The sequence below is a fragment of the Kitasatospora sp. NPDC057965 genome, assembly GCF_042887135.1.
In the GTDB taxonomy this organism is placed as follows: Bacteria; Actinomycetota; Actinomycetes; order Streptomycetales; family Streptomycetaceae; genus Kitasatospora.
Map to the genome: position 1 here is coordinate 53,363 of NZ_JBHVPZ010000021.1, position 21,929 is coordinate 75,291.

A 21,929-nucleotide genomic window follows, 5' to 3' on the forward strand; every position below is an offset into this window, starting at 1 on the left:
CCCGGGTGGGCCCGGTCAGGACAGACCGGCGGGCCCGGTGCGGCGGGGGCCCGGGGGACGGGTGAAGCAGCAGTCGCCGCAGACGCCCGCCCGCGGGCCGACCCGGTAGTACAGGCAGCAGCTGGTGCGCCGGAACGCGGCGCCGGCGGGCGTCCCGGTGAGCGTGCCGGTTCCGGCCAGCGGCGGACGGGCCAGCAGCTCGGCGACGAGCGCGCGGGCCGGGGGGACGTGCGGGGCCTGGGCGTCCAGCACGCGCAGCGCGCCGGCCAGGGCGGAGGCCGTGTTGCCGCGCAGCAGCCCCTCGGAGAGCGGGACCACCGACCGGACGGCCGCCGCCAGGTCCGCCAACTGCCCCTCGACGACGGTCCGCCGGAAGCGGTCGGCGAGCGGGGCCCGGTCGGCCGGGGCGGTCGGTTCCGCCGTGGGCCGGTACGGCAGCCACAGGTCGATCGGCCCCTGCTCGGGGACCCGGACCCATGCCCGCTCCGGTCCCAGGTCGGGTACCTCGCCGAGCAGGACGGCCGCGCCGAGGCCCACCGAGCAGAACCGGGCGGCCAGGCCGAGGTGCAGGACGGAGGCCGCGACCCGTGGCTCGGCGGTGCCCAGCCGCCGGGCCACCTCCCGGACCCGCCGCGCCAACGGCCCGTCCGGGCCCGGGGCGTAGAACTCCCGCAGCGGCCGGAAGCCCGGTGGCGGGGCCTGGGCGGGTCCGGTGGCGGCGTCCAGGGCGAAGTACGGGCCGACGGCGGCGAGCCGGCCGTAGTCGGGCGGCACTTCGCTCATCGGGGTGGTCCTCCGGTTCGGTCTCCGTGCTCGGTGTTCGGTGCTCGGTGGTCGGCGCTCGGTGTTCCGTGCTCGGTGTTCCGTGCTCGGTGTTCCGTGCTCGGTGTTCCGTGCTCTCGGCCGGGTTGCGGGCTCCGGTGCCCGTCCGCACGAACGGTACCGCGCGGGTGGCTTCGGGGGCGTCACAGGAGCCGCAGGACGCCCGGGGCACGCTCCTCGAAGACCGTGACCAGCCGGTCGAACACCGTCGGCCCGCGTCCCGCCCGCGCCTCGGCGAGCTCGGCGGCGACGGCCGGGCGGTTGGCGGGGTGGCAGCGCGTCAGCCGGAGCTCCAGCTGACGGGCCGTCTCGGCGTGGCCCAGGTGCTCCCGGGAGGCCCGGTGGTCGCGCCACTCCACCACGAAGGCGTCGTCGTCCGGCGTGCCGAACCCGCCGCCGAGGCAGTCGGCGAGGGCGTCGAGGTTCCGGCCGAAGTAGCCTCCGGGACCGTTGACGGCCTCGCCGATCACGCGCCAGAAGTCGTCCGTCGTACCGATCCGCGTGCCGTCCAGCACGTACACCTTCGTCATGGCTCCGGAGGATACGGGCCGGGCCCGGAGGGCGGTGGCCGGCCGGACCGTAGGCTCGGGGCCATGCCTGTCGATTCCGGCCCGGTGCCGTCCACACCCGGTGTGTCGTCCGCTGTCGGTGCGCGGTCACGCAGGCCGGTGGGGGTGGTGGCGGCGTGCGCCGTCCTGCTGCCCGTCGTCCTGGCGCACCCGGGGCAGCGCGCGGCCGCGCTGCTCCTGGCGTCCCTGGCCGCCCTGGTGGTTCTGACGGCCGTGCTGCCCTGGCCGTGGCGGCGGGTGACGCTCGCGGGGGCGGCGGGCGGTGTGGCGGCACTCTCGCTGCTGCTCGACCTCGCCTACTCGGGCCCGTACCGGCTGTCCGCGTTCTGGCTGCCGTTCGAGTGGACGGCGCTGGTGGTGCTGGCCGGGCGGGTGGCCCGGCGATCCCGCGGCCGGTGGGCGGGTGCGGTCGGCGCGCTGACGGTCGTGGCGGCGGTGGCCGTTCCGCTGCGCTGGACCCTGCGGACGCCGGGCGCGGCCTGGTCCGGTTCGCTGGCTGCCGCGCTGCTCTCGCTGCTTCCGCTGACCGTGGTGGTCGGGGTCTGCCTCTACCTGCGGGTGCTGGACGCGCGGCGTGAGCGGGCGGTCTCCCGGGCCCGGCGCGAGCAGCGGCTGGAGGTGGCGCGCGGACTGCACGACTTCGTGGCGCACGAGATCACCGGCATCGTGCTGGAGGCGCAGGCCGGGCAACTGCCGGGCCAGGAACCGGAGGAGACGGCCGCCCTGCTGCGCCGCCTGGAGGAGGCCGGGCTGCGGGCACTGGACTCGATGGACGCGATGGTGGGCGCGCTGCGGGAGCCGCGCGAGGACGGGGGCGGCGTACACGCCGCGGCGGGTGGGGCGGGGGCGACCCGGGTGTACGGGCTGGCGGACCTGCCGGAGCTGGTGGAACGTTTCGGCACGACCGGGCCGACCCGGGCCCGGCTGGAGGCGGCGCCGGAGGCCGTGGGCCTGCTCGCCGGAGAGGCCGAGGCCACCGCGTACGCGGCGGTGCTGGAGGCGCTGACCAATGTGCGGCGGCACGCACCCGGGGCCGGGGAGGCGGTGGTGCGGGTGGAGGTGCGGCCGGGCGGCGGGAATCCGGGGGCCGGAGGGGGCGCGGCGGCCGCGGTCGTGGTGTCGGTGAGCGACGACGGCGGGGGCTGCTCCGGGATCAGGGGCCTGCTCCGGCGGCGTCCGGGCAGCGGCGGTACCGGGCTGGTGGGGCTCGCCGAACGGCTCGCCGCGCACGGCGGCACGCTGGAGGCGGGGCCGCTGCGGCCGGCGGGGTGGCGGACCGGCTGCGAACTGCCCGTCAGGTAGGCCGATCGGCAGGGGTGGCGGGGCAAGTCGGCGGCCGAAGATCTGCCGATCGGCAGATGGCGGCGGCGCGGCGGGAGGGGATGCTCGTAGCCGTGACCGACGCGCCCGTCGAAGGAGAAGCCGCCATGATCGTCGTGCTGCCCGCGGTGCCTGTTGTGCCCGCCGTTCGCGCAGTACCCGCAGTACCCGCAGTACCTGTTGTGCCCGCCGATCCGAACCGGCTCGGCGTGCCCGTCGCCGCGCCGCCTTCCGTCCCGGGCCGTCGTCGGCGCCTCGGGCCCGGTCGGCGGCCGGGGCCGGGTGCGGGCCGGATACCCGCCGCCGGTGCGGCCTTGGCGGTGACCGTCCTGCTGACCGCCGTCGCCGGCTGCGCCAAGGCGGGGGACGCCGATCCCGAGTCGACGGTCTTCACGTTCAGCGGCAGCACTCTGAACGTCGTCTCGCTGCACCACGTCCCGACCGACCTGGTGGCGGCGGACCGTCAGGGCGTCAAGGTGACCCGCTGGTTCAAGGCGGACGGGATCGGCAAGGAGCGGACCAGCTGGACGCTGGAGGAGAACACGCTGACCCTGGAGGCGAGTTGTTCGGGTTTCGCCAACTGCGACGCAAGGTTTCGCGTCGAGGTGCCGTTGAACACGGCCGTGCTGCGCGACGGCAGGAAGACCGACCTCAAGGGGGCCGGGTCCGCCTGAGTCCCGGCCTCCCGGGGTGGTACGCGTCACCGCGGTGTGTCACCGCCGTGCGAGACTGCCGTGCGTGACGAGTCCGAACCCGGAACCCATCCGCACGCTGATCGCCGACGACCAGGAGGCCGTGCGCCGGAGCGTACGGCGGATCCTGGACGCCCAGCCCGACATCACGGTGGTCGGCGAGGCGGCCGACGGGGTCGCCGCGCTCGAACTCGCGGCGGAACTGCGCCCGGACGTCGCGCTGGTGGACATCCGGATGCCCCGGATGGACGGGCTGGAGTTGACCAGGCGGTTGGCCGCTCCGGGGGCGGCAACACCGGTGCGGGTGGTGGTGCTGACCACCTTCGACCTCGACGAGTACGTCTACCCGGCGCTGCGGCACGGGGCCTCCGGGTTCCTGCTGAAGCGCTCCGGTCCGGCGCTGCTGGCCGAGGCGGTCCGCGCGGCGGCGGGCGGCGAGAGCCTGATCAGCCCGTCGGTCACCGTGCGGCTGCTGCGGCACATGTCCGCGCCCCGGCGGGTGGACCGGCGATCCGCCCCGGCGGCGCCGCTGACCGAACGCGAGGTGGAGATCGCCGGCCAGGTCGCGGCCGGGCGGACCAACGCGGACATCGCCGCCGAGCTGTTCATCTCCCCGGGGACGGTGAAGACGCATGTGGCCAGCATCCAGCGTAAGCTCGGGGTGCAGAACCGGGTCGGCATCGCCGTGCACGCCTGGGAGATGGGCTACGCGGTGCCGCCCGCGCAGTGAAGCGGCCGACGGCCGGTCGGCGGTCAGTGGTCGGCGGCGGGACGCGCGGAACCTGCGAGGTGGAGGCTGTCCTCCGGACGTGATGTCCTCCGGCCATATGGTTCGATCGTCGACCGAGGTACCAGCGGCAGACCCTGATCCGTCTCGATCTGTCGCCACTGCCTCCTGCGGTCGAACTTCCTCGACGACCCCGCAGGTCCACTACCATGATGCGCCCGGGACGGCGGATGCACCAGGGGTTCCGGGAAGTTTTCTCCTGAATCATCCCAAGGTGCCGGAATCGTGCGGAAGGGTCAGCCGCGGAGCGCGTCCTTGCGCAGGAACCGCTTCAGGCGCTGCCACGGCCAGGTGTTGATGACGTCCTCGGCGGTCAGCCAGGCGCGCTGCGCCGTGCCGATCCCGTACCGGGGGTAGGCGAGGTGCGGGGTGGCGTGCGCGTCGCTGTCGATCGTGAACCTCACACCGTGGCGCTTGGCCCGGAGCACGTCCTCGTCGCGCAGGTCGAGGCGCTGCGGCGAGCTGTTGATCTCGATGGCGGTACCGGTCCGGGCGGCGGCCGCGAAGACGGCGTCCAGGTCGACGTCGATCGGCCCGCGCCGGCCGATCCGCCGGGTGGTGAGATGGCCGATGACGTGCACGTGCGGGTTCTCGCAGGCCCGGATCAGCCGGCGGGTCTGGGTGTCGCGGTCCGCGCCGAAGTGCGAGTGGACCGAGGCCACGCAGACGTCGAACCCGGCCAGGAACCCGGCCGGCCAGTCCACGGTGCCGTCCGGTCCGATGTTCAGCTCGGTGCCGTGCAGCAGCCGCATCCGGCGGTGGCGGCCGGCCAGTTCGCGCAGCCGCTCGCGCTGGGCGAGCATCTTCTCGTCGGTCATCCGCTGCATCACCAGGTCGGGGGCGTGGTCGGTGACCGCGAAGTAGGCGTAGCCGCGGGCGGCCGCGGTGTCGATCATCTCCTCCAGGGTGGCCAGGCCGTCGGTGAGGTCGGTGTGGGTGTGCAGGTCGCCGCGCAGGTCCGCCTCGGTCACCAGCTCCGGCAGCTCGCCGCGCAGGGCGGCCTCGATCTCGCCCCGGTCCTCGCGCAGCGGTGGCGCGATCCACGGCAGACCGAGTGCCGCGTACACCTCGTCCTCGCTCGCCGAGACGATCTTGGCGCCGTCCTCGGCCTCGAACAGCCCGTACTCGGAGAGCTTCAGCCCGGCCCGGACCGCCATCGTCCGGAGCTTGATGTTGTGCGCCTTCGAGCCGGTGAAGTACACCAGCGCCGCGCCCCAGTCCTCCTCGGGCACCACCCGCAGGTCCACCTGGATGCCCTCGGTGGTGCGCACCGAGGTCTTGGTCGGCCCGGTGCCGATCACCTCGGCCACGTGGGGGAGGCCGGTGAGCGCGGCCATCAGGGGCGCCGAGTCCTCGGCGGTGGCCAGCACGTCGATGTCGCCGACCGTCTCGCGCATCCGGCGCAGAGAGCCCGCGTACGCGCAGCGGGTGCACCCGGGGACGGCCCGCAGCGCCGCGACGAGCTGGTCGGCCAGGGCGGTCGCGGTGTCCAGCAGGGTACGGCCGCCGGACTGCCGCATCAGCTCGATGCCGTGCAGGATCTTCTCGCCGCTGCGCTCGCCCAGGCCGGGCACCTCGCTCAGCCGGTCGGCGCGGATCGCCTCGGCGAGCTCGTCGACGGAGGCGATGCCGAGGTCGCGGTAGAGGGCGAGGGCGCGTTTCGGGCCGACGCCGGGAACGGACATCATGGCGCGGACGCCGACCGGGATCTTGGCCCGGAGCGACTCCAGGGCCTCGATCCGCCCGTCGGCGAGGTACTCGGCGATCTTCTCGGCGGTGGACCTGCCGACGCCCGGGATCTGCTGGAGTCCCTTGACGTCCAGGCCGTCGATGTCATCGGGGTGGCCGCCGACCGCCCGGGCGGCCTTCTCGTAGGCGCGGGCACGGAAGCCGTCGCCACCGGTGATCGAGATCAGGTCGGCGTACTCCTGGAGCAGCTCCCTGACCTTGTCGTTGAGCCGGGCCATGGGGTCAGTCTAGGTTCGCCGGGCCGAGCGGGCCGGGCGGAGCAGGTCGGGCGGAGCCGGCCGGGCTCCGCGGGCGGCGACGATGCGGCGGTGGCCGGGCGGCGGGGTGGGTGGCCGCGGGGGACACCGGCGGGCGGCGGTTTTGGGGGCGCACGACGCAGGGCGCGCGCCGGTGTGGTGCTCCCGACGGTCGGCGGGGGACGGCCCCGCTGGTCGGAGGGGTGGTAGTGCCCCCAGGGGCCCGAGAGCCGGATTGTCACCCGGGCGGCGGGGACGCAGGCTTGGCCCAGGGCCGGGGAGACGGCCCGCACCGGGCCGCCGTGGAGGCGGTGGATCCGGTCCGCGCGGGACGAGGGGCAGGACGATGGCAGGCGGGAAGCTCTGGGGCTACGTCGCGTCGGGCGCCCGGGCGCTGGGCGGGCTCGGTCCGCTCGGGCGGTCCGGGGCGCTGGCGGGCGCTCGGCTGCTCAAGGGGGTCGGCGCCGGCGGGCGGCCGGAACCGGGCGGTCGGGCGGGTGCGCTCGGCGGCGCGGTCGCCACCGCGGTCGCCGGTGGTCAGGGGCGGTCCGGGCCTGGTGGGATGGCCGGGCCGCAGCCGCTGTCGCGGCCGGAGCTGGAGCGGTTGCGCTGGACGGACCGGGCCGGTGGGTGCGTGCCGGACGCGCGGCACGTGCAGCCGGCCGAGCTGGTGGGGCGGGTGCTGCGGGGCGGCGGGCGGGCGTCGGCGGTGACCGCGAGGGTGCCGGTGGGGCTGCCGGTGGTGGTCGCCGACTCGGTGCGGCTGGAGGCGGCGCTGGCCGGGCTGGTGGACCACGCGATCCGCCGCAACCCGCCGGGCACACGGGTGCTGGTGCGGGCCGACGCACTGCCGGGACCGGCCGGCCGGCCCGCTGGCCGGGGGGCTTCGGGCGGGCCGGGCGGGTCGGGTGGCCGGGGCCGGGCGGAGTTCGCGGAGGTCGTCGGTGGATCGGATCCGTGGGCGGCGGCGCCGGCCCGGGTCGAACTGCGGGTGGTCGACCGGGGCTCGTCGGAACCGCCGGAGGCGCGGCGCTGGCTGTTCGGCAGGGTGCACGGCGGCGGTCCCGGTGGTGCGGGCGGTGGTGCGGGCGGTGGGCGTGCGGGTGGACCGGAGGGCGGGTCCGAGCGGGTGGGTCCGTCGATATCGGGCCTGGTCAGGTCGGCCGGGGGCCGGCTGGAGGTGGAGCAGACGCCCGGTGGCGGGCTCACGGTGGTGGTGGTGCTGACGGTCGCGCGGGACTGACGGCGGCCCGCGCGGACCCGGTGGTCGGCCGGCGCCCCGTTCGAATCCGCAAAGAGTTCTTCGCAAAAAACCTTTGCGAAGAGTTCTTTGCGGTTCTATGGTGCTGCCATGACCGATGACCGCAGGTGGCCGCACGGCCCGGATCCGCAGACCGATGTCGTGATCGACGCCAAGGGCCTGCGTGCCCTGGCCCATCCCGTGCGCGTGCAGCTGATCGGGCTGCTGCGCAAGAACGGCCCGTCCACCGCCACCAGGCTGGCGGAGCAACTGGGGCTGAACTCCGGCGCGACCAGCTACCACCTGCGCCAGCTGGCGGCCGCCGGTTTCGTCGCCGAGGACACCGAGCGGGGCAACGCCCGTGAGCGCTGGTGGAAGTCGGTCCACCAGGTGACGTGGTGGACCGACACCGAACTCGCGGAGCAGGAGCCGGAGGCGGCGCTCGGCTATCTGCGCTCGATCGTGGCGGCGCACACCATGACCGCGCAGACGGCGCTCAACGCCTACGAGACCATGCCGGTCGAGTGGCGGAACGCGCTGGACCTCAGCGACATGGTGCTCCAGCTGACCCCGGAGGAGGCCCGGGCCCTGGCCGGAGACCTGTCGGCGGTGGTCGCCCGCTACCGCCGGATCACCCCGGGGAAGCCCGTGCCCGAGGGCACGGACCGGGTCGCCGTGGTCGTCCAGGTGCTGCCGGAGCCGCAGAGCGGCGCGGACTCGGGCGGGGCGGAGGGGCGATCATGACCGCGCGGCACACGGTTCCCTCCGCGGGCGCCGCCCCGGAGGCCGCGCCGCGCAGCCTGCGGCCGCTGGCCGGGGTGCTGACGGCGATGGCGATCTCGCTGACCGGCACCCGGGTGTCGGCCATCGCCCTGCCGTGGTTCGTGCTCGCCACCACCGGCAGCGCCACGATGACCGGCGTGGTCGCGTTCGTCGAACTGGCGCCGTACGTGCTGGTCAAGGCGTTCACCGGCCCGGTGATCGACCGGCTCGGGCCACGGGTCGTCTCCTGGACCACGGACGCGGTGAGCGCCGTCGCCGCCGGCCTGGTGCCCCTGCTGCACGGCCTGGGGCTGCTCCCGTTCTGGCTGCTGCTGGTCATGGTCGCGGTGATCGGCGCCGCCCGTGGCCCGGGGGACCTCGCCAAGGAGGTCATGGTTCCCGAGGCGGCCGACCGGGCCCGCGTCCCGCTGGAGCGGGCCACCGGCCTGGCGGGCGTGGTCGAGCGGCTGGCCACCACACTGGGCCCGGCCGTCGGCGGCGCGCTGGTCGCGCTGCTCGGTCCGATGGCCGGTCTGACGGCCAATGCGCTCGGCTTCGCGCTGGGCTCGCTCGCCATCGCCGTCGCGCTGCCGCGCGGGACCGGCCGGGCCGCCGTCCCGGCCCCGGCCCCGGCCGATGCCGCGGAGGACGGGCCCGCCGCCGGATACTGGCAGCTCTTCCGGGAGGGCTTCGCGTTCCTGCGGCGTGAACCGCTGCTGCTGACGATCATCCTGACGATCGCACTGACCAACCTCCTGGACGCGGCGTTCCTGGCGGTGCTGGTCCCGGTCTGGGCCAGGGAGTCGGGCGGCGGCCCCGCCGCGATCGGCCTGACCGGGACGGCCTGGGGGGTCGCGGCGGTGGCCGGCAGCCTGATCGCTGCGGCCGTCGCCCACCGGCTTCGGCGCCGCACCGTGTTCTTCGTCGGCTTCCTGCTCTGCGGGGCCCCACGGTTCGTCGTCCTGGCCCTGGACGTGCCGATGAGCGTGGTGGTCGCCGTCTTCGTGGTGAGCGGTTTCGGATCCGGATTCCTCAACCCGATCCTCGGCGCCGTCTTCTTCGAGCGGGTGCCGCGCCACTTGCTGGGGCGGGTCAACGCCCTCAGCGACTCCCTCGCCTGGGCCGGGATCCCGCTCGGCGGCCTCCTGGCCGGCGCCACCGTGACGACGGTGGGGCTCATACCCGTGCTGCTCGTGTGCGGCGGCCTCTACTTCGTCATCACCACCCTGTCCGGCCTGCGACCGGAGTGGCGCGAGATGGACCGCACCCGTGGCCGTACCCGGGCCGCCACCACGAGCAGCGCCCCGAAAGAGAAGCAACCCGCCCCGGCGAACACGGCGGCGCCGGTCCCGGCGGACTGACGGAGGTGACGGTCGGGCGGGGCCTCAGCACACTGCGGCAGGGTCGCGCCGGCGCGGCGGGAGGTCTGCGGCCTGGTGGATCGGTGGTGGACGGTGACCGGTTCCTGGTCCTCCAGACGGCGCCGACCTGCCGGAGGCGCTCGCCCGGATCTGGCACGAGGACGGTGGTGAGTACACGCTGGAGTACCGCGAGAGTGCCGCTGACCGGTACTTCCGGACGACGGCGGTCAGCCGTCGGGAGGCCGGAGGGGACGGTGGTCCGGCCTGGTCGTCGCTGGAGACGGGCCCCGCCCGTGAGGCCTTCGCACCGAGTGGGACGGTGACCCCGACCGGGCCATCGAGGTCACTCCCCTGGAGTGGCGGGGCCGCCCGGTGGGCTGACGGCTCCCCGCCGGGGGTGGGTGGCGTCGGGGGCGGACGTCCACTGGAGGAGGAGGACGGAGGCGAGGGCGGCGAGGGCGCACCAGGTGGAGATGAAGGCCAGTCGCCAGAGGAGGGCGCAGGCGACAGCGCCGGCGCCGGTGAGGATGCCGAGGCGGCGCAGCCGGCGGTCGCCGCTGACAAGCAGGGCGCCGACGGTGGCGAGGAGGTAGCCGACCAGGAGGAGGGCGGGATGCGGGACGCCGATGCGGTAGTCGAGGGTGTGGGCGTGGGCGGTGGCGTCGATCGGGTGGGTGGCGACGGCGTGGGCCAGCGGCACGGCGACCAGCAGACCGAGCAGGACCAGCGCCGTGAGCAGCCGCCGTCGCGAGGGGTCGGCGTCGAGCGCCGCGCGGCGGACGCCGATGGGTACCAGGAGGGGGAGCAGGGGCAGGGCGATCACCGCCCAGGCGGTCCGGGCCCAGGTGGCCGGGGCGGCGGGCAGGTCGCCGTCGGCGCCGAACCAGACGGCGGCCTCGATCAGCTGGTGCACGCCGAGCACCAGCGGGAGCGCGGCGAGCGGCAGGCGTCCGGACCGGCCGGAACGCCGGACGCGGACCAGGCAGAGCACACCGACGGCCGTCACCGCACCGCCGACGGCGAGGTCCGCCCGGGCACTCCAGCACATGGGGGCTCCCGGTCGGTCAGTCGGGGTCGGGCGGGTCGGTGGGCCGATCGGAGGGCGGGGCGGCAGGCCGGCCGGTGGGCGGAGTCTGCGTAGTGTCGTCCACGGCGTCGTCCGGGGTCTGCGCCGTGTCGTCCACGGCGTCGTCCGGGCTTTCGCCGATGGACTCCAGGGTGTCGCCGACGGTGCCGGGCAGGGCCGGGTGGCGGCCGATGACCACCACGCCGATGACGATGGCCACCAGGCCGGCCGCCTGCCAGGCCAGCGCACCGGGGGTGACCCGGAGCCGGTCGCCGAGGAACCCGACCGCGCAGGCGATCCCGGTGATCGGCTGGGCGGCGGTCAGCGCGGGCAGGGACATCCGCAGCGGCGCGGCCTCGAAGGCGCTCTGCACCAGCAGCAGCCCGACCACCCCGGCCGCCACCACCGCGTACGGCTGCCAACTGCGCAGCACGGCGTCCAGGCCCTGGTGGTCGAGCCGCTGGGTGGTGGTGCGGGTGAGCGCGTCCTGCAGCCCGTAGAGCAGGCCGGCGGCCAGGGCGAGCACCGTCGCCTCCTCGAACAGCGGCAGCCGGCGGGCCGTGGAGATCAGGAGCAGCGTCAGCCCGACCACGGTGCCGACCACCAGCCAGTGCCGCAGTTCGCTCGCCGGAGCGCCGCCGCCGGTGGGGCGGCCGGCCACGATGAACGCCGTCACGCCGAGCGCGAGCAGCAGTACCCCGGCCCAGCCGGAGCGCCCGAGCGTCTGGCGGGTCAGCACCCGGGCGAGCGCCATCGCGAAGATGAGGTTGGTGGCGAGCAGCGGTTCGACGAGCGAGACCTCGCCCTTGTTGAGGGCGAGCGCGGAGAGGATCAGCCCGGTGACCATGAAGGCGGTGCCGAGCAGCCACTCCGGCATCCGCAACAGGTCGAGCAGCAGCCGCCAGTGCAGCAGATCGGCACGCGGGGCCCGCTGCGCCGCGTGCTGCTGGAGGACGAATCCGAGGCCCAGGAAGCAGGCGGCGCTCAGAGCCAGGACGAAGACCGCCACGGAGGGACCACCCGAGGGTTGTTGACCGCACCGCACCACCGCTCGGTTTCCGGGGCGGCTCCGCTCCGGGGTGGCTCCTCGGACGGGTGGCTGCTCGGACGGGTCCGCCCGTGCGGCCGGGCGATCCGGAGCGGGGTGTCCCGCGGCATCGGCGCGCGTTGCGGCCAGCCTACCGCCGGGGTGGGGCGCCGACCTGCGTTGCCGCGCCGCCCGGCGGGTCGTGCTCCGTCACGGCGGCGGACGGCGTGGCGGAGTACGGAGCGGCGGCGTACGGGGTGGCCCGGTGCCCGGTTGCCGCCGTCGGGCCGGGGGGCGCACGCTGGTGTGAGCGGCCCGTCGCGGGCACCGCCCGTACCGGCCCGAGCAGGCGCGACGGGGACCGGCGCCAGGAGGTGTGGCATGCACAACCAGTGGGATGTGGAGCTGAGCTTCGAGGAGGACGGCGTCCACACCGGATGCCAGGCGAGGCTGACCGGCGCCCGGGCCCCGGGCCTCACCGCGCGCGGGGAGTCGACCCGCAGCGTGGACGACCGACCGCTCGCCCGGATCGGCGAGGAGGTCGCGGCCTCACGCGCGCTGGAGGCGCTGTCCCGAAAGCTGAAGGCCCAGGCCGACGGTGAGATCGAGGACGAGGGGCACCGGCCGGGATACCTGATCTACTGACGGACCGGCGTCCGCCGGCGGGACGGAACGAAGAACAGCGCGAGCAGGGCGGCCGCACCGAGCACCCCGGCTACGACCACGAAGGCGTGGTCGTAGCCGGTGGCGAGGGCGGCCCGCGCGGTGTGCCCGTCCGCGGCGGCCCGGCGGGTGGCGGCGACCGCGACGGTCGACAGGACGGCGAGTCCGATGCTGCCCCCGCACTGGCGGCCGGCGTTGAGCAGCCCGCTGACCAGTCCGGCCTCGCGGGGATCGACGCCGGAGGTGCCCATCGCGGTGTTGGCGACCATGCAGACGCCGACGCCCACGCTGGTCACGATCGACGGTCCGACAAAGCCGGTCGGATAGTCGGAGTCCAGGCCGAGCCCGCCGAACCAGAGCATCCCCAGCGCGGCGAGCACAAGCGCGCCGGTGAGGGTGGCCCGGCCGCCGAAGCGGGCGGTGAGGCGTCCCGCGACCATACTGCCCGCCGCCGTCCCGGCGCAGAACGGCAGGAACGCGGCGCCGGCCGCCAGCGGGCCGTAGCCGAGGACGTTCTGCAGGAACAGCGAGCAGAAGTAGAAGCCGACCAGCATGCCCGCGCCGAGCAGCGTGACCAGCAGGCTCGACACCCAGGCCGTCCGGGCCCGCAGCACGCCCAGCCGGACGATCGGCGCCCGGGCGATGCGCGCCTCCCAGCACAGGAAGAGGAGTCCGAGCAGGGCGGCGGCGGCGAGCGTGCCGAGCGTCCGGGCCGAACCCCACGGGTGGCGGTCGGTCTCCATCAGGCCGTAGACCAGGGCGGTCATCGCACCGGTGCCGAGGATGGCGCCGAGCACGTCCGGGCGGCCGGCGAGCGGCGGTCGGACGGCGGGCACCGAACGGAGAGCCAGCACGAGGCCGGCGAGCACGGTCGGCACGTTGACGAAGAACACCCAGCGCCAGTCGAGCAGGTCCGTCAGCACTCCGCCGAGCAGGACGCCCAGCGCGCTGCCGCCCGCCGTCACCATCGACCAGATGCCGACGGCGCGCGCCCTGGCGGCACCCTCGGCGAAGGTCACCATGATCAGCGTCAGCCCGATCGGGGCCAGGACGGCGGCCGCCACGCCCTGGCCGGCCCGCGCCGCGACCAGCTGGGCGGGGGTCTGCGCGAACCCGCCGAGCACCGAGGCGAGGCCGAACAGCACCAGGCCGGAGAGGACCGCGCGGCGGTGTCCGACGAGGTCGGCGGTTCGGCCGCCGAGCAGCAGCAGTCCGCCGAAGGCCAGCGCGTAGGCGTTGACCACCCAGGGCAGGGCGCTGTCGGCGAAGCCCAGGGACTCGCCCATGGCGGGGAGCGCGATGTTCACGATGCTGGCGTCGAGGGTGACCATCAGCTGGCAGACGGAGACGGTGACCAGGACCAGTCCGGCGCGGGCGGCGGTGGGCCGGGCGGTCGGTCGGGGAGCGCTGGACCCGGGTGAGGCGGTGGTGGCGGCGGTGGTGCGGGGCGGCGCGGACTCGGGCATGGCGACCTCCGATGCGAACGTTGTTCGCGTAAGGTAAGCCTTGCCTATTAAGTGGTGCAAGTGTCCAGGTCGGAGGCGGTTTGGCGCAGGCATGGCAGGATGGCGGCGTGTCAGAACGGAGCAACCGGCCGGGCGTCGGCGAGGACGAGACGGACGAGACGGACGAGGCAGGCGAGGCGGCTGGGCCGGCCGCCCCGGAGCAGCCGGAGGCCGAGCGCGGCAAGTACGGCCGCAAGCGGCCCCGCCCGGGGCTGACCACGGCCGGGGTGGTCGCCGCCGGACGCCGGGTGATCGAGCGCGACGGCATCGACGCGCTCACCATGCGGGCCGTCGCCACCGAGCTCGGCACGGCGCCCGCTTCGCTGTACCGGCACGTGGCCGACCGGGACGCGCTGCTGATCGCCGTCCTGGAGCAGATCGCGGAGGGCATGCCGGTCGATGTCCCGGGTGCGGGGCCGCAGGAGCGGCTGCTGCGCCGACTGCTCGACGCCCATGACTACCTGGCCGGCCACGCCTGGGTGGTGACGGTGCTGGTCCGGGGCGAGCTGGTCGCCCGGAACGCGCTGGCGTTCAACGACGCCTGTCTCGCCGACCTCATGGCCGCCGGGCTGTCGCCCGAGCGGGCGCTGACCGCGTTCCGCGCCTGCTGGCAGCTGGTCCTCGGCGAGTTGCTCTCCGAACACCCCGTCAGCCCGCCCCGCGAGCCGAGTCAGCGGCGGACCGTCATCGAGTCCGCGGATCGCGAGCGCCTGCCCGCGCTGGGCCGGGTGCTGGCGGAGGTGGGCTTCGTGGGCGTGGGCGAGCGCTGCGGCGATCTGGAGGTGGCCCTCGGCGCACTGATCGCCGGGCTGGCGGGCCGCTAGGGCGCCTGTCGGGGTTGCGGCCCCGCACCCTCCGGAAGGGGAGTGCGGGGCCGGCGGGCTGCTCTGCCTCGGCCGGGGAGCCGCCGGATGTGGTCGTCGTGGCCCTCGTGGACGCCGCCGTGCCACGAGCTGTCGTAGCAGGGGTGGACGGTCAGGGGTGATCGGGGGCCAGGAAGGCGGTGAGGTGGCGGTTCAGCTCGTCGGGGTGGGCCGTCAGCAGCGTGTGGTGGGAGGCGCCGGGCACGACGGTGACGGTCGCGTCGGGCAGGGTCCGGCGGGTGTGGGCGGCCACCGTGTGGGCGTGGTGGGTGCGGCTGCGTTCGGCGAGCAGGACGAGGGTGGGGGCCGTCAGCGTGCGCAGTTCGGCCGCGCTCGGGCGGGGGCCGGTGACCGGGCGGGTGGCGGGGAAGTCCGCGAAGCCGAGGGCGTAGAGCTCGCGCCAGGCCGGGTCGAGCCCGGTGCCGCCGCTCTCCCAGTCGAGGTAGGAGCGGGCCTTGGCGGCGGTGCGCGGTGCCAGGAGGAGCGGCAGGACGCGCAACAGGTAATGGGGCCGGAAGCCGGTGAAGCACTGGGTGGGGTCGAGCAGGGCGAGCCGCCGGACCCGGGCGGGGGCGTGCAGGGCGTACCGCAGGGCGATCCACCCGCCGTAGGAGTGGCCGGCCAGGTCGGCGGCGGACACGCCCAGCCCGTCGAGCACGGCGTCGAGCCAGCCGAGCAGCTCGGGGAGGCCGCGGAGGCGGGGGCGGTCGAGGGTGCTGCGGCCCGGGTCGCCGACGAGGTCGACGGCGAGCACCCGGTGGCCGGCCCCGGCGAGGGCGGTGGCGGTGGCGGACCAGCAGGTGGCGGTGGCGCCGCCGCCGTGCACCAGGACGAGAGGGCGGCCGTCGTGCGGGCCGCAGGCATTGACCCGGGTGGCGCCGTACGGGGTGGGGACGGTGAGCGTCTCGACCGGGAGCGGCCAGCGGGCGAGGGCTTCGTCGTAGGCGGCGAGGAACGTGGCGAGGCGGGTGCCGAGGGGAACGGCGGGGGAGGGGTCGGGGCGGGCGGCAGGGCGTACGGACATAGTCTTCCCCCAGGGTTCGAGGCACTCGGGGTTCGAGGTGCTCGCTCGGTGAGCATGTATCTCGCTCAGCGAGAGAATACGTCCAGGGGACCCCGGAGGGAAGGAGAAGAGGTGGAGCCGGAGCGGACACCGATGCAGCTGGTCCATCTGCTGCGCGGGCTGACCGTCGAACTCGACCTGTTCGGAGCCGAGTTCGCCGCTCGGAACGGCCTGCACCCGACCGATCTGCGGGCGCTGGTCCACCTGCTGGACGCCGCGCGGGCCGGGACGGTGGTCACGCCGGGGCGGCTCGGCGAGGCGCTGGGGCTGAACTCGGCCGGGACGACCGGGCTGGTCGACCGGCTGGAGCGGCTCGGGCTGATCCGGCGCGAGCGCGATCCGGGGGACCGTCGCAAGGTGCGGCTGCTGGTGGAGGAGCGCGCGGTCGAGCTCGGCCAGGGTTTCTTCGGCGGGCTGATCGCCGATCTGGTCGCCGCGATGGGGGCGTTCGGGGACGCGGAACTCGCGGTGGCGCGGCGGTTCCTGACGGCGATGACCGAGGTGGTGGCCGCGGCCCGGGCGGAGTGAGCGGGGCGCGGACGGTGTCGCCGCCGCGGTCGGACGGTCCCGTGGCGTCGACCCCGGCGACGCGGTCCGCGCCGCCGGGGCCCGGTCGGCGACCGGCCGCTTCACCCGTCCGCCGGAGATCGCGGGCCTCGTGGTCTTCCTGGCCGGTCCCGGCGCGGCGAGCATCACGGACGCCGACTTCGTCGTCGACGGGGGCCTCGTCGGCAGCCCGTGACCCGCGAGGTCCTGGGGCTTGAAGGCGGACCCTGGAGCACCCTAGGGGCGCAGGCCGGCGAACTCGTCGAGGACGGCGACCCGCAGCTCGTGGGCGCCGTCCGGGCGGGTCCACTCGTAGTACAGGTACCAGCGGCCCCGGGCGGCCACCACGTCGGCGTAGCGGACGTCCAGCCACGGGCCGTCGGGCGTCAGGCGCTGCCAGTGGCGCAGATCGGCGGAGGTGGCGAGCCCGCACCGCTCCTCGTAGTTGCCGTCCGCGTCGGCCGAGCCGTCGTAGAGCGCGAGCCAGCCGCCGGAGCCGTCGGGCAGCACGGCGGTGATCCGTGACTCGTAGGCGTCCCAGGCGCCGGCCGGGCCGACGTCGAGGACCTCGGCGGCCCGGCCGGGCGGGGCGGTGAACCGCAGGCCGTCGGGGGAGCCGGCGAGTGCGGTGGGCTGGACGGTCAGGCCGGTGGTGTGGATGTCGGCGGTGGCGTGGGCGCGGGCGCGTTCCCCGGCGGTGAAGGCGCGGGACCGCGAGACGGTCGCGAACAGCCGGACGCCGCCGTCGTGTTCGAGCAGGTACGGGTCCTTGACGCCCTCGGTGCCGGTGCCGGCGGCGGTGAGGACCGGGGTGCGGGTGGCGAGGTCGAAGGACTCGGGGGTGTCGGCGCGCAGCGCGTCGATCCGCCAGCGCCGGTCGACGGGGTCGACGTAGCTGAGGTGGAGCAGGTAGTCGTCGTCGCGCCGGAGCAGGGCGAAGCGCTCCATGGAGGGCGAGCCGAGCTCGGCGCGCTCCACGGACCAGAGGTCGCGGAACTCCACGCCGTCCCGGCTCTCGGCCACGGCGCAGCGCCAGCCCCGGTCCTGGTCGGCGGCCGAAGTCTCGGTGCCGCGCGGGCGGCGCTCGCGGTAGGTGAGCAGGAAGCGGTCGCGGTCGGGCTCGTAGCGCACGCTCGGGCAGCCCGCCCAGTAGCCGGGCTCGGGGTGTTCGGGCGCGCGGACCAGTGCGGAGCCGGAGAGGTCGGGTGCGGTGGGCAGGGTGGTGATCGGCATCGTCGGGGTGTCGTCCTCACGGGGCGGTGGCGGGATGTCCGCCACTTTCTATCAGATCGATAGAAAGTGGCGGAGCCTCTTCCGGGCGATGGAGATGAGCCGGCCTGCATCGCAAGCGGCCTGTCACGTGGGATGGCTCTGTGAATCACATGTTTCCCCCTGTGGCGATCGGACGACGCCGCTCGGCCCGGCCTTGACCCTCCCTCGAAGATCGGGAAAGACTTCTTCTCAGAGTCGATCAAACAGAGGAAGCCCCGAACCGATGACAGCCCCCACCACCGACGCACCCGGCTACGGCGGTCTCGGCCTCTACGTCGGCGACCTCCACAACCACTGCGGGATCAGCTACGGCCACGGTTCCATCGAGGACGCCTACGCCAACGCCCGCCTCCAGCTCGACTTCGCCAGCGTCACCGGCCACGGCTGGTGGCCCGATCTGCCCGAGCGCACTCCCGAGCTGGCCGGCCTGGTCGACTACCACACCGAGGGCTTCGCCCGCCTCGCCGACCGCTGGGAGCACGTCCAGGAGGTCACCGCCGCCGCCCACCAGGACGGGCGCTTCGTCACCTTCCAGTCCTTCGAGTGGCACAGCCTCGCGTACGGCGACCACTGCGTGTACTTCGACGGCCCGCGCGGCGAGATCATCCGCGCCGCCGACCTGGACGGGCTGCGCGCCCGGCTGCGAACGCTCGCCGCCGAGGGCGTGCGGACCTGGGCGCTCCCGCACCACATCGGCTACGGCACCGGACGGCGCGGCATCAACTGGGACGCGTACACCGAGGAGTTCGCCCCGGTGGTCGAGGTGATGTCGATGCACGGCTGCGCCGAGTCCGACGAGGCGCCGCGAAACTACCTGCACACCATGGGGCCGCGCGACACCACCGGCACCGCCGTGCACGGGCTGCGGCTCGGCCACCGGTTCGGGCTGATCGGCTCCACCGACCACCACAGCGCATTCCCCGGCAGTCACGGTCACGGCCGACTCGCCGTCTGGGCGCCCGAGTTGACCCGGACGGCGGTCTGGGACGCCGTCCAGGCGCGCCGCACCTACGCGATCACCGGTGACCGCATCCTGCTCGCCACCTCGGTCAACGGCGTGCCGATGGGCGGCGAGGCGCCGTCCGCCGACCGCCGCCGGATCCAGGTCACCGTGCGCGGCCGGGACGCCCTCGACCACGTCGAGGTGGTCCGCAACGGCGTGCCGATCCACCGTCTCTCCCGGCCCGAGATCCTCGCGGCCGCGGGCGGGGAGAAGGGCTTCGACGGCACGCTCGGCTTCGCCGTCGGCTGGGGCCGGCGCGAGGCGGCCGTGGACTGGGACGTCGTCCTGCGCGTCGAGGGCGGTGAACTGCTCGACGTCCAGCCCCGGTTGCGCGGCTCGGAGACGGTGGCCCCGGCGGAGGCGGAGCCCGCGAGCTACCGGCCGCACGACTGGTGGCGCACCGGGCCGGGCGAGGTGCGGCTGCGGACCGTCACCGAGGGCAACCCGAACACCGCGACCGACGCCACCCAGGGCTTCTCGCTGGCCGTCTCCGGCGACGACCGGACCAGGCTGACGGCGCTCGTCAACGGCGTCGAGACCTCCTACAGCGTCGGCGAGTTGCGGGAAGGGCCGCGGACCGGCTTCATCGGCGGCTTCGTCTCGGGCGCCTACCGCTTCGACCGGGCGGTGCCCGGCCGCGAGCTCGCCGCCGATCTCGATCTGGTCGACGAACGGCCGGGCGGGGACGGCGACTTCTACCACGTACGGGTCCGGCAGCTGAACGACCAGTGGGCCTGGTCCAGCCCGGTCTGGGTGGGCCGCGCGGGGGCCGGCGGACCGGAGGCCTCCTGTCGACGGGCCGGCTGACGCCTGCCCACCGTCGTCGGCCGGCCGCCCCGGTCACCGCCCGCCGTTCCACCGACCCGTACCGATCGAGGAGTACCCCATGTCCGCCCTCACCTCCGCGCGCCGCGCCGCCGGCACCGTGCTGGCCGCCGCCCTGCTGACCGGCACCCTCGCCGCCCCGGCGGCCGTCGCGAACGGCACCGCCGCCGCCACGACGGCCGCCACCACGGCCGGCACCGTGTTCGCCGACGACTTCGAGTCCGGCACCGTCTCCCACTGGACCCGCCAGCGCATCGACGGCAACGGGACCATCACCGTCACCGGCGCGCCCGCCGGCGGCTCCGGCCTCGCCGCCCGCTTCAGCGTCCCCAACGACGGCGTGTCCTACCGCTCCGAGGTGGCCGTGAACGCCCTCGGCTGGGGCAGCTACCGCTTCGCCCTCGCCGACTACCTGCCCGCCGACTGGGTGCAGACCTCCACCGAGACGATCGTCGCCCAGTGGCACGGCTACCCGCTCGCCGACGGCAGCGACACCAAGCCGCCGATCGCCCTCACCGTCAAGGACGGCAGCTGGCGCCTCAAGGTGCACTGGCTCACCGACCCGGCCACCGTCGCCGAGGCGGTGATCCCGCTCGGCACCGTCCAGTTCGGGCACTGGAACCAGTGGGCGTTCGACGTGACCTGGTCCACCGACAGCACGCCCGGCTCGATCACGGTGTACCGCGACGGCGTGCAGGTCGGCGCGCACAGCGGGCTCAACAACTACCACCAGAACCAGGCCCCGTACTTCAAGACCGGGATCTACCGGGCCAACTGGAACCCGGCCAAGGGCATTCCGTACCCGACCGGCGGGCCCGACGTGGTGCTCTACAGCGACAGCGTGGTCGTCACCCAGTACTGAGCCGGCCGCCCGGCCCGCCTCCCGCAGAACCCCCAACCACCAAGAGGTAGCAGCACCATGAGCGAAGCGGCCCGTCACCACGGCCTGCCCCGAAGAGGCTTCCTCGGCCTGAGCGCCGGAGCGGCCCTGCTGGCGGCGGGCTGCCGCTCGGCCACCGACCCGGACGCGGGCGCCGCCCCCGGCGCCAGTGCCGCGGCGTCCGCGCCCGACCTGCAGATCGTCTACGGCAGCGCGCCGGACCCCACCCAGCTGCTCCACCGCGGCCCGGACACCCCGGCGTTCGTCAACCTCGTCCTGGACCGGCTGGTCGACCTCGACCCGGCGACCCTCCAGCCGGTGCCCTGGCTGGCCACCTCCTGGGAGTGGAGCGCCGACCGGCTGAAGCTGGTGCTCAAGCTGCGCGAGGACGTCACCTTCCACGACGGGCGCGCGCTGGAGGCCGACGACGTCGTCTTCTCGCTGGTCGGCGCCACCAAGACCTCCCAGGTCAAGCCGCTGCTGGAGCGCCTCGCCGATGTGAAGGCCAGCGCGAGGAACGAGGTCACCCTCACCCTCGCCAAGCCCACCAGCAACCTGTTCGACGCGCTCGCCTTCAACCCGGTGGTGGACGCGCGCACCTACGTCGAGGGCCGGGCGAGCGACACCGTCAACGGCACCGGACCCTTCACCTGGCAGTCGTTCAAGGGCGGCAACCAGCTCGACCTCGTCCGTAACGAACGCTACTGGCAGAGCGGGCGCCCGCGCTTCGAGCGGATCACCGTCCGGTCGGTGACGAGCAGTCAGGCCGCGCTCTCCGCCCTGCAGTCCGGGCAGGGGCACCTGATCGGGGCGGTCCCCGGGCGCGACCTCAAGGTGCTGGCGGGCAACCCCGGCTTCACCGTGCAGTCCGCCAAGGCCTCCTACCAGCAGGCCTTCCTCGGCGTGGTCGTCACCTCCAAGCCCTTCGACGACCTCCGGGTCCGCCAGGCGCTGCAGCACGCGGTGGACCGCGAGCGGATCGTCGACCAGGTCTACGGCGGCCACGCCGAGGCGAGCAGCCTGCCCTGGCCGTCCACCACCCCCGGTGTCACCCCGGACCAGGTCACCCGCTACAAGCACGACCCGGAGAAGGCGCGCGGGCTGCTGCGCGAGGCCGGCGCGGAGGGCGTCAGGGTGCCGCTCACCGCCGCCAACTCGCCGGTGTTCAGCTCGCTGGTCGAACTGGTCAAGTACGACCTGGAGCAGGCCGGCTTCGGCGTCGACGTGCAGCTGCTGGACAACGCGGCCCTCCAGCCGAAGATCCAGCAGGGCACCCTGGAGGGCCTGTTCGTGGCCAACCACGGCATGGTCAGCGTCTCCCCGCTCAGCGGCATCACCGTCTCCGGGCCGCTGCAGGTCGGCCGGAACACCTCGCACGTCACCGACCCGGCCTACGCCGACCTCCAGGCCCGCGCCTTCGCCGCCGCCGACGAGCGGGCCCGGGCCGACGTCAACCACGAGCTGTCCGAGTACCTGCTCGCGCAGTCCTTCCACATCACCCTCGCGCACGCCTGGGAGACCTACGCCTTCGCCTCCTCGGTGCGGGACGTGTCCACCAGCGCGCTGGGCTACCTGAAGCTGACCGACACCCGCCGGGACGCCTAGGCCTTTCCCCGGCACCGACCGCCGACCGCGACCGCGACCGCCGACAGTCGACCGCCGACCGCCGTCCCCGGAC

At 74.9% G+C, this 21,929-nt stretch carries 20 protein-coding genes and 1 pseudogene; 13 read left to right on the forward strand and 8 right to left on the reverse strand.

What is annotated here, in order from left to right; all coding sequences use genetic code 11:
- Nucleotides 1-15: 15 nt before the first annotated feature.
- Nucleotides 16-783, reverse strand: a complete 768-nt coding sequence (locus ACFVVU_RS25960) for a (2Fe-2S)-binding protein (RefSeq protein WP_387792477.1) — start codon at nt 781-783, stop codon at nt 16-18.
- Between the two features lie 182 nt (nt 784-965).
- Entirely contained in the window at nt 966-1,352 is a 387-nt protein-coding gene (locus tag ACFVVU_RS25965) for a barstar family protein (RefSeq protein ID WP_387792479.1), read from the reverse strand.
- A gap of 63 nt (nt 1,353-1,415) precedes the next feature.
- Here ACFVVU_RS25965 and ACFVVU_RS25970 point away from each other — a divergent pair, with 63 nt between their 5' ends.
- From ACFVVU_RS25970 to ACFVVU_RS25980, 3 genes are all read left to right on the forward strand, one after another.
- Nucleotides 1,416-2,693, forward strand: coding sequence for a sensor histidine kinase (locus ACFVVU_RS25970; protein WP_387792481.1), 1,278 nt, complete (start codon nt 1,416-1,418; stop codon nt 2,691-2,693).
- Between the two features lie 338 nt (nt 2,694-3,031).
- Nucleotides 3,032-3,385 carry a hypothetical protein gene (locus ACFVVU_RS25975; RefSeq protein WP_380681237.1) on the forward strand — a complete coding sequence of 118 codons (354 nt, stop codon included), beginning with the start codon at nt 3,032-3,034 and terminating at the stop codon, nt 3,383-3,385.
- 64 nt (nt 3,386-3,449) lie between these two features.
- Nucleotides 3,450-4,133 (forward strand): response regulator, encoded by a 684-nt coding sequence (locus ACFVVU_RS25980; protein ID WP_387792483.1) that lies wholly within the window; start codon nt 3,450-3,452, stop codon nt 4,131-4,133.
- A 293-nt stretch (nt 4,134-4,426) separates the two neighbouring features.
- Here ACFVVU_RS25980 and polX read toward each other — a convergent pair whose 3' ends face one another.
- Nucleotides 4,427-6,157, reverse strand: a complete 1,731-nt coding sequence (gene polX, locus ACFVVU_RS25985; protein ID WP_387792485.1) for a DNA polymerase/3'-5' exonuclease PolX — start codon at nt 6,155-6,157, stop codon at nt 4,427-4,429.
- 364 nt (nt 6,158-6,521) lie between these two features.
- Here polX and ACFVVU_RS25990 point away from each other — a divergent pair, with 364 nt between their 5' ends.
- The 3 genes from ACFVVU_RS25990 to ACFVVU_RS26000 all read left to right on the forward strand — a co-directional run bounded on the left by ACFVVU_RS25990 (nt 6,522) and on the right by ACFVVU_RS26000 (nt 9,538).
- The gene (locus ACFVVU_RS25990; RefSeq protein WP_387792487.1) at nt 6,522-7,418 is read left to right on the forward strand and encodes a hypothetical protein; all 897 of its coding nucleotides are present in this window, start codon (nt 6,522-6,524) and stop codon (nt 7,416-7,418) included.
- A gap of 108 nt (nt 7,419-7,526) precedes the next feature.
- Nucleotides 7,527-8,159, forward strand: a complete 633-nt coding sequence (locus tag ACFVVU_RS25995) for an ArsR/SmtB family transcription factor (protein WP_380681175.1) — start codon at nt 7,527-7,529, stop codon at nt 8,157-8,159.
- The gene (locus ACFVVU_RS26000; RefSeq protein WP_387792489.1) at nt 8,156-9,538 is read left to right on the forward strand and encodes an MFS transporter; all 1,383 of its coding nucleotides are present in this window, start codon (nt 8,156-8,158) and stop codon (nt 9,536-9,538) included. The genes ACFVVU_RS25995 and ACFVVU_RS26000 overlap by 4 nt, the downstream gene beginning before the upstream one ends.
- A 343-nt stretch (nt 9,539-9,881) precedes the next feature.
- Here the strand turns inward: ACFVVU_RS26000 and ACFVVU_RS26005 are convergent, their stop codons facing one another.
- Both ACFVVU_RS26005 and ACFVVU_RS26010 read right to left on the reverse strand, forming a co-directional pair.
- Nucleotides 9,882-10,586, reverse strand: a complete 705-nt coding sequence (locus ACFVVU_RS26005; protein WP_380681181.1) for a DUF6629 family protein — start codon at nt 10,584-10,586, stop codon at nt 9,882-9,884.
- A gap of 16 nt (nt 10,587-10,602) precedes the next feature.
- Nucleotides 10,603-11,613: a DMT family transporter gene (locus ACFVVU_RS26010; RefSeq protein WP_380681184.1), complete on the reverse strand. Its 1,011-nt coding sequence runs from the start codon at nt 11,611-11,613 to the stop codon at nt 10,603-10,605.
- A gap of 399 nt (nt 11,614-12,012) precedes the next feature.
- Between ACFVVU_RS26010 and ACFVVU_RS26015 the strand changes: the two genes are divergently transcribed.
- A complete protein-coding gene (locus ACFVVU_RS26015; RefSeq protein ID WP_355368922.1) occupies nt 12,013-12,276 on the forward strand; it encodes a dsRBD fold-containing protein in 264 nt (87 codons plus the stop codon).
- On the opposite strand, the gene ACFVVU_RS26020 is transcribed toward ACFVVU_RS26015, so the two are convergent.
- A complete protein-coding gene (locus ACFVVU_RS26020; protein ID WP_387792492.1) occupies nt 12,270-13,760 on the reverse strand; it encodes an MFS transporter in 1,491 nt (496 codons plus the stop codon). The genes ACFVVU_RS26015 and ACFVVU_RS26020 overlap by 7 nt on opposite strands.
- A 107-nt stretch (nt 13,761-13,867) precedes the next feature.
- Between ACFVVU_RS26020 and ACFVVU_RS26025 the strand changes: the two genes are divergently transcribed.
- On the forward strand, nt 13,868-14,623 hold the full coding sequence (locus ACFVVU_RS26025) for a TetR/AcrR family transcriptional regulator (RefSeq protein WP_387792494.1): 756 nt from the start codon (nt 13,868-13,870) through the stop codon (nt 14,621-14,623).
- Nucleotides 14,624-14,774: 151 nt separating this feature from the next.
- Here ACFVVU_RS26025 and ACFVVU_RS26030 read toward each other — a convergent pair whose 3' ends face one another.
- Nucleotides 14,775-15,686 (reverse strand): alpha/beta fold hydrolase, encoded by a 912-nt coding sequence (locus ACFVVU_RS26030; protein WP_387792495.1) that lies wholly within the window; start codon nt 15,684-15,686, stop codon nt 14,775-14,777.
- 132 nt (nt 15,687-15,818) lie between these two features.
- Between ACFVVU_RS26030 and ACFVVU_RS26035 the strand changes: the two genes are divergently transcribed.
- Both ACFVVU_RS26035 and ACFVVU_RS26040 read left to right on the forward strand, forming a co-directional pair.
- Nucleotides 15,819-16,253 carry a MarR family winged helix-turn-helix transcriptional regulator gene (locus ACFVVU_RS26035; protein WP_380681240.1) on the forward strand — a complete coding sequence of 145 codons (435 nt, stop codon included), beginning with the start codon at nt 15,819-15,821 and terminating at the stop codon, nt 16,251-16,253.
- 70 nt (nt 16,254-16,323) lie between these two features.
- Nucleotides 16,324-16,467 (forward strand): annotated as a pseudogene (locus tag ACFVVU_RS26040) (SDR family oxidoreductase); the annotation flags it as partial.
- Between the two features lie 41 nt (nt 16,468-16,508).
- Here ACFVVU_RS26040 and ACFVVU_RS26045 read toward each other — a convergent pair.
- Nucleotides 16,509-17,504 (reverse strand): hypothetical protein, encoded by a 996-nt coding sequence (locus ACFVVU_RS26045; protein ID WP_387792497.1) that lies wholly within the window; start codon nt 17,502-17,504, stop codon nt 16,509-16,511.
- A 262-nt stretch (nt 17,505-17,766) separates the two neighbouring features.
- Here ACFVVU_RS26045 and ACFVVU_RS26050 point away from each other — a divergent pair, with 262 nt between their 5' ends.
- From ACFVVU_RS26050 to ACFVVU_RS26060, 3 genes are all read left to right on the forward strand, one after another.
- Entirely contained in the window at nt 17,767-19,353 is a 1,587-nt protein-coding gene (locus ACFVVU_RS26050; protein WP_387792499.1) for a DUF3604 domain-containing protein, read from the forward strand.
- A 79-nt stretch (nt 19,354-19,432) separates the two neighbouring features.
- Nucleotides 19,433-20,233: a polysaccharide lyase gene (locus ACFVVU_RS26055; protein WP_380681203.1), complete on the forward strand. Its 801-nt coding sequence runs from the start codon at nt 19,433-19,435 to the stop codon at nt 20,231-20,233.
- A 57-nt stretch (nt 20,234-20,290) separates the two neighbouring features.
- A complete protein-coding gene (locus ACFVVU_RS26060) occupies nt 20,291-21,856 on the forward strand; it encodes an ABC transporter substrate-binding protein (protein ID WP_387792501.1) in 1,566 nt (521 codons plus the stop codon).
- The last annotated feature ends 73 nt before the right edge of the window (nt 21,857-21,929 follow it).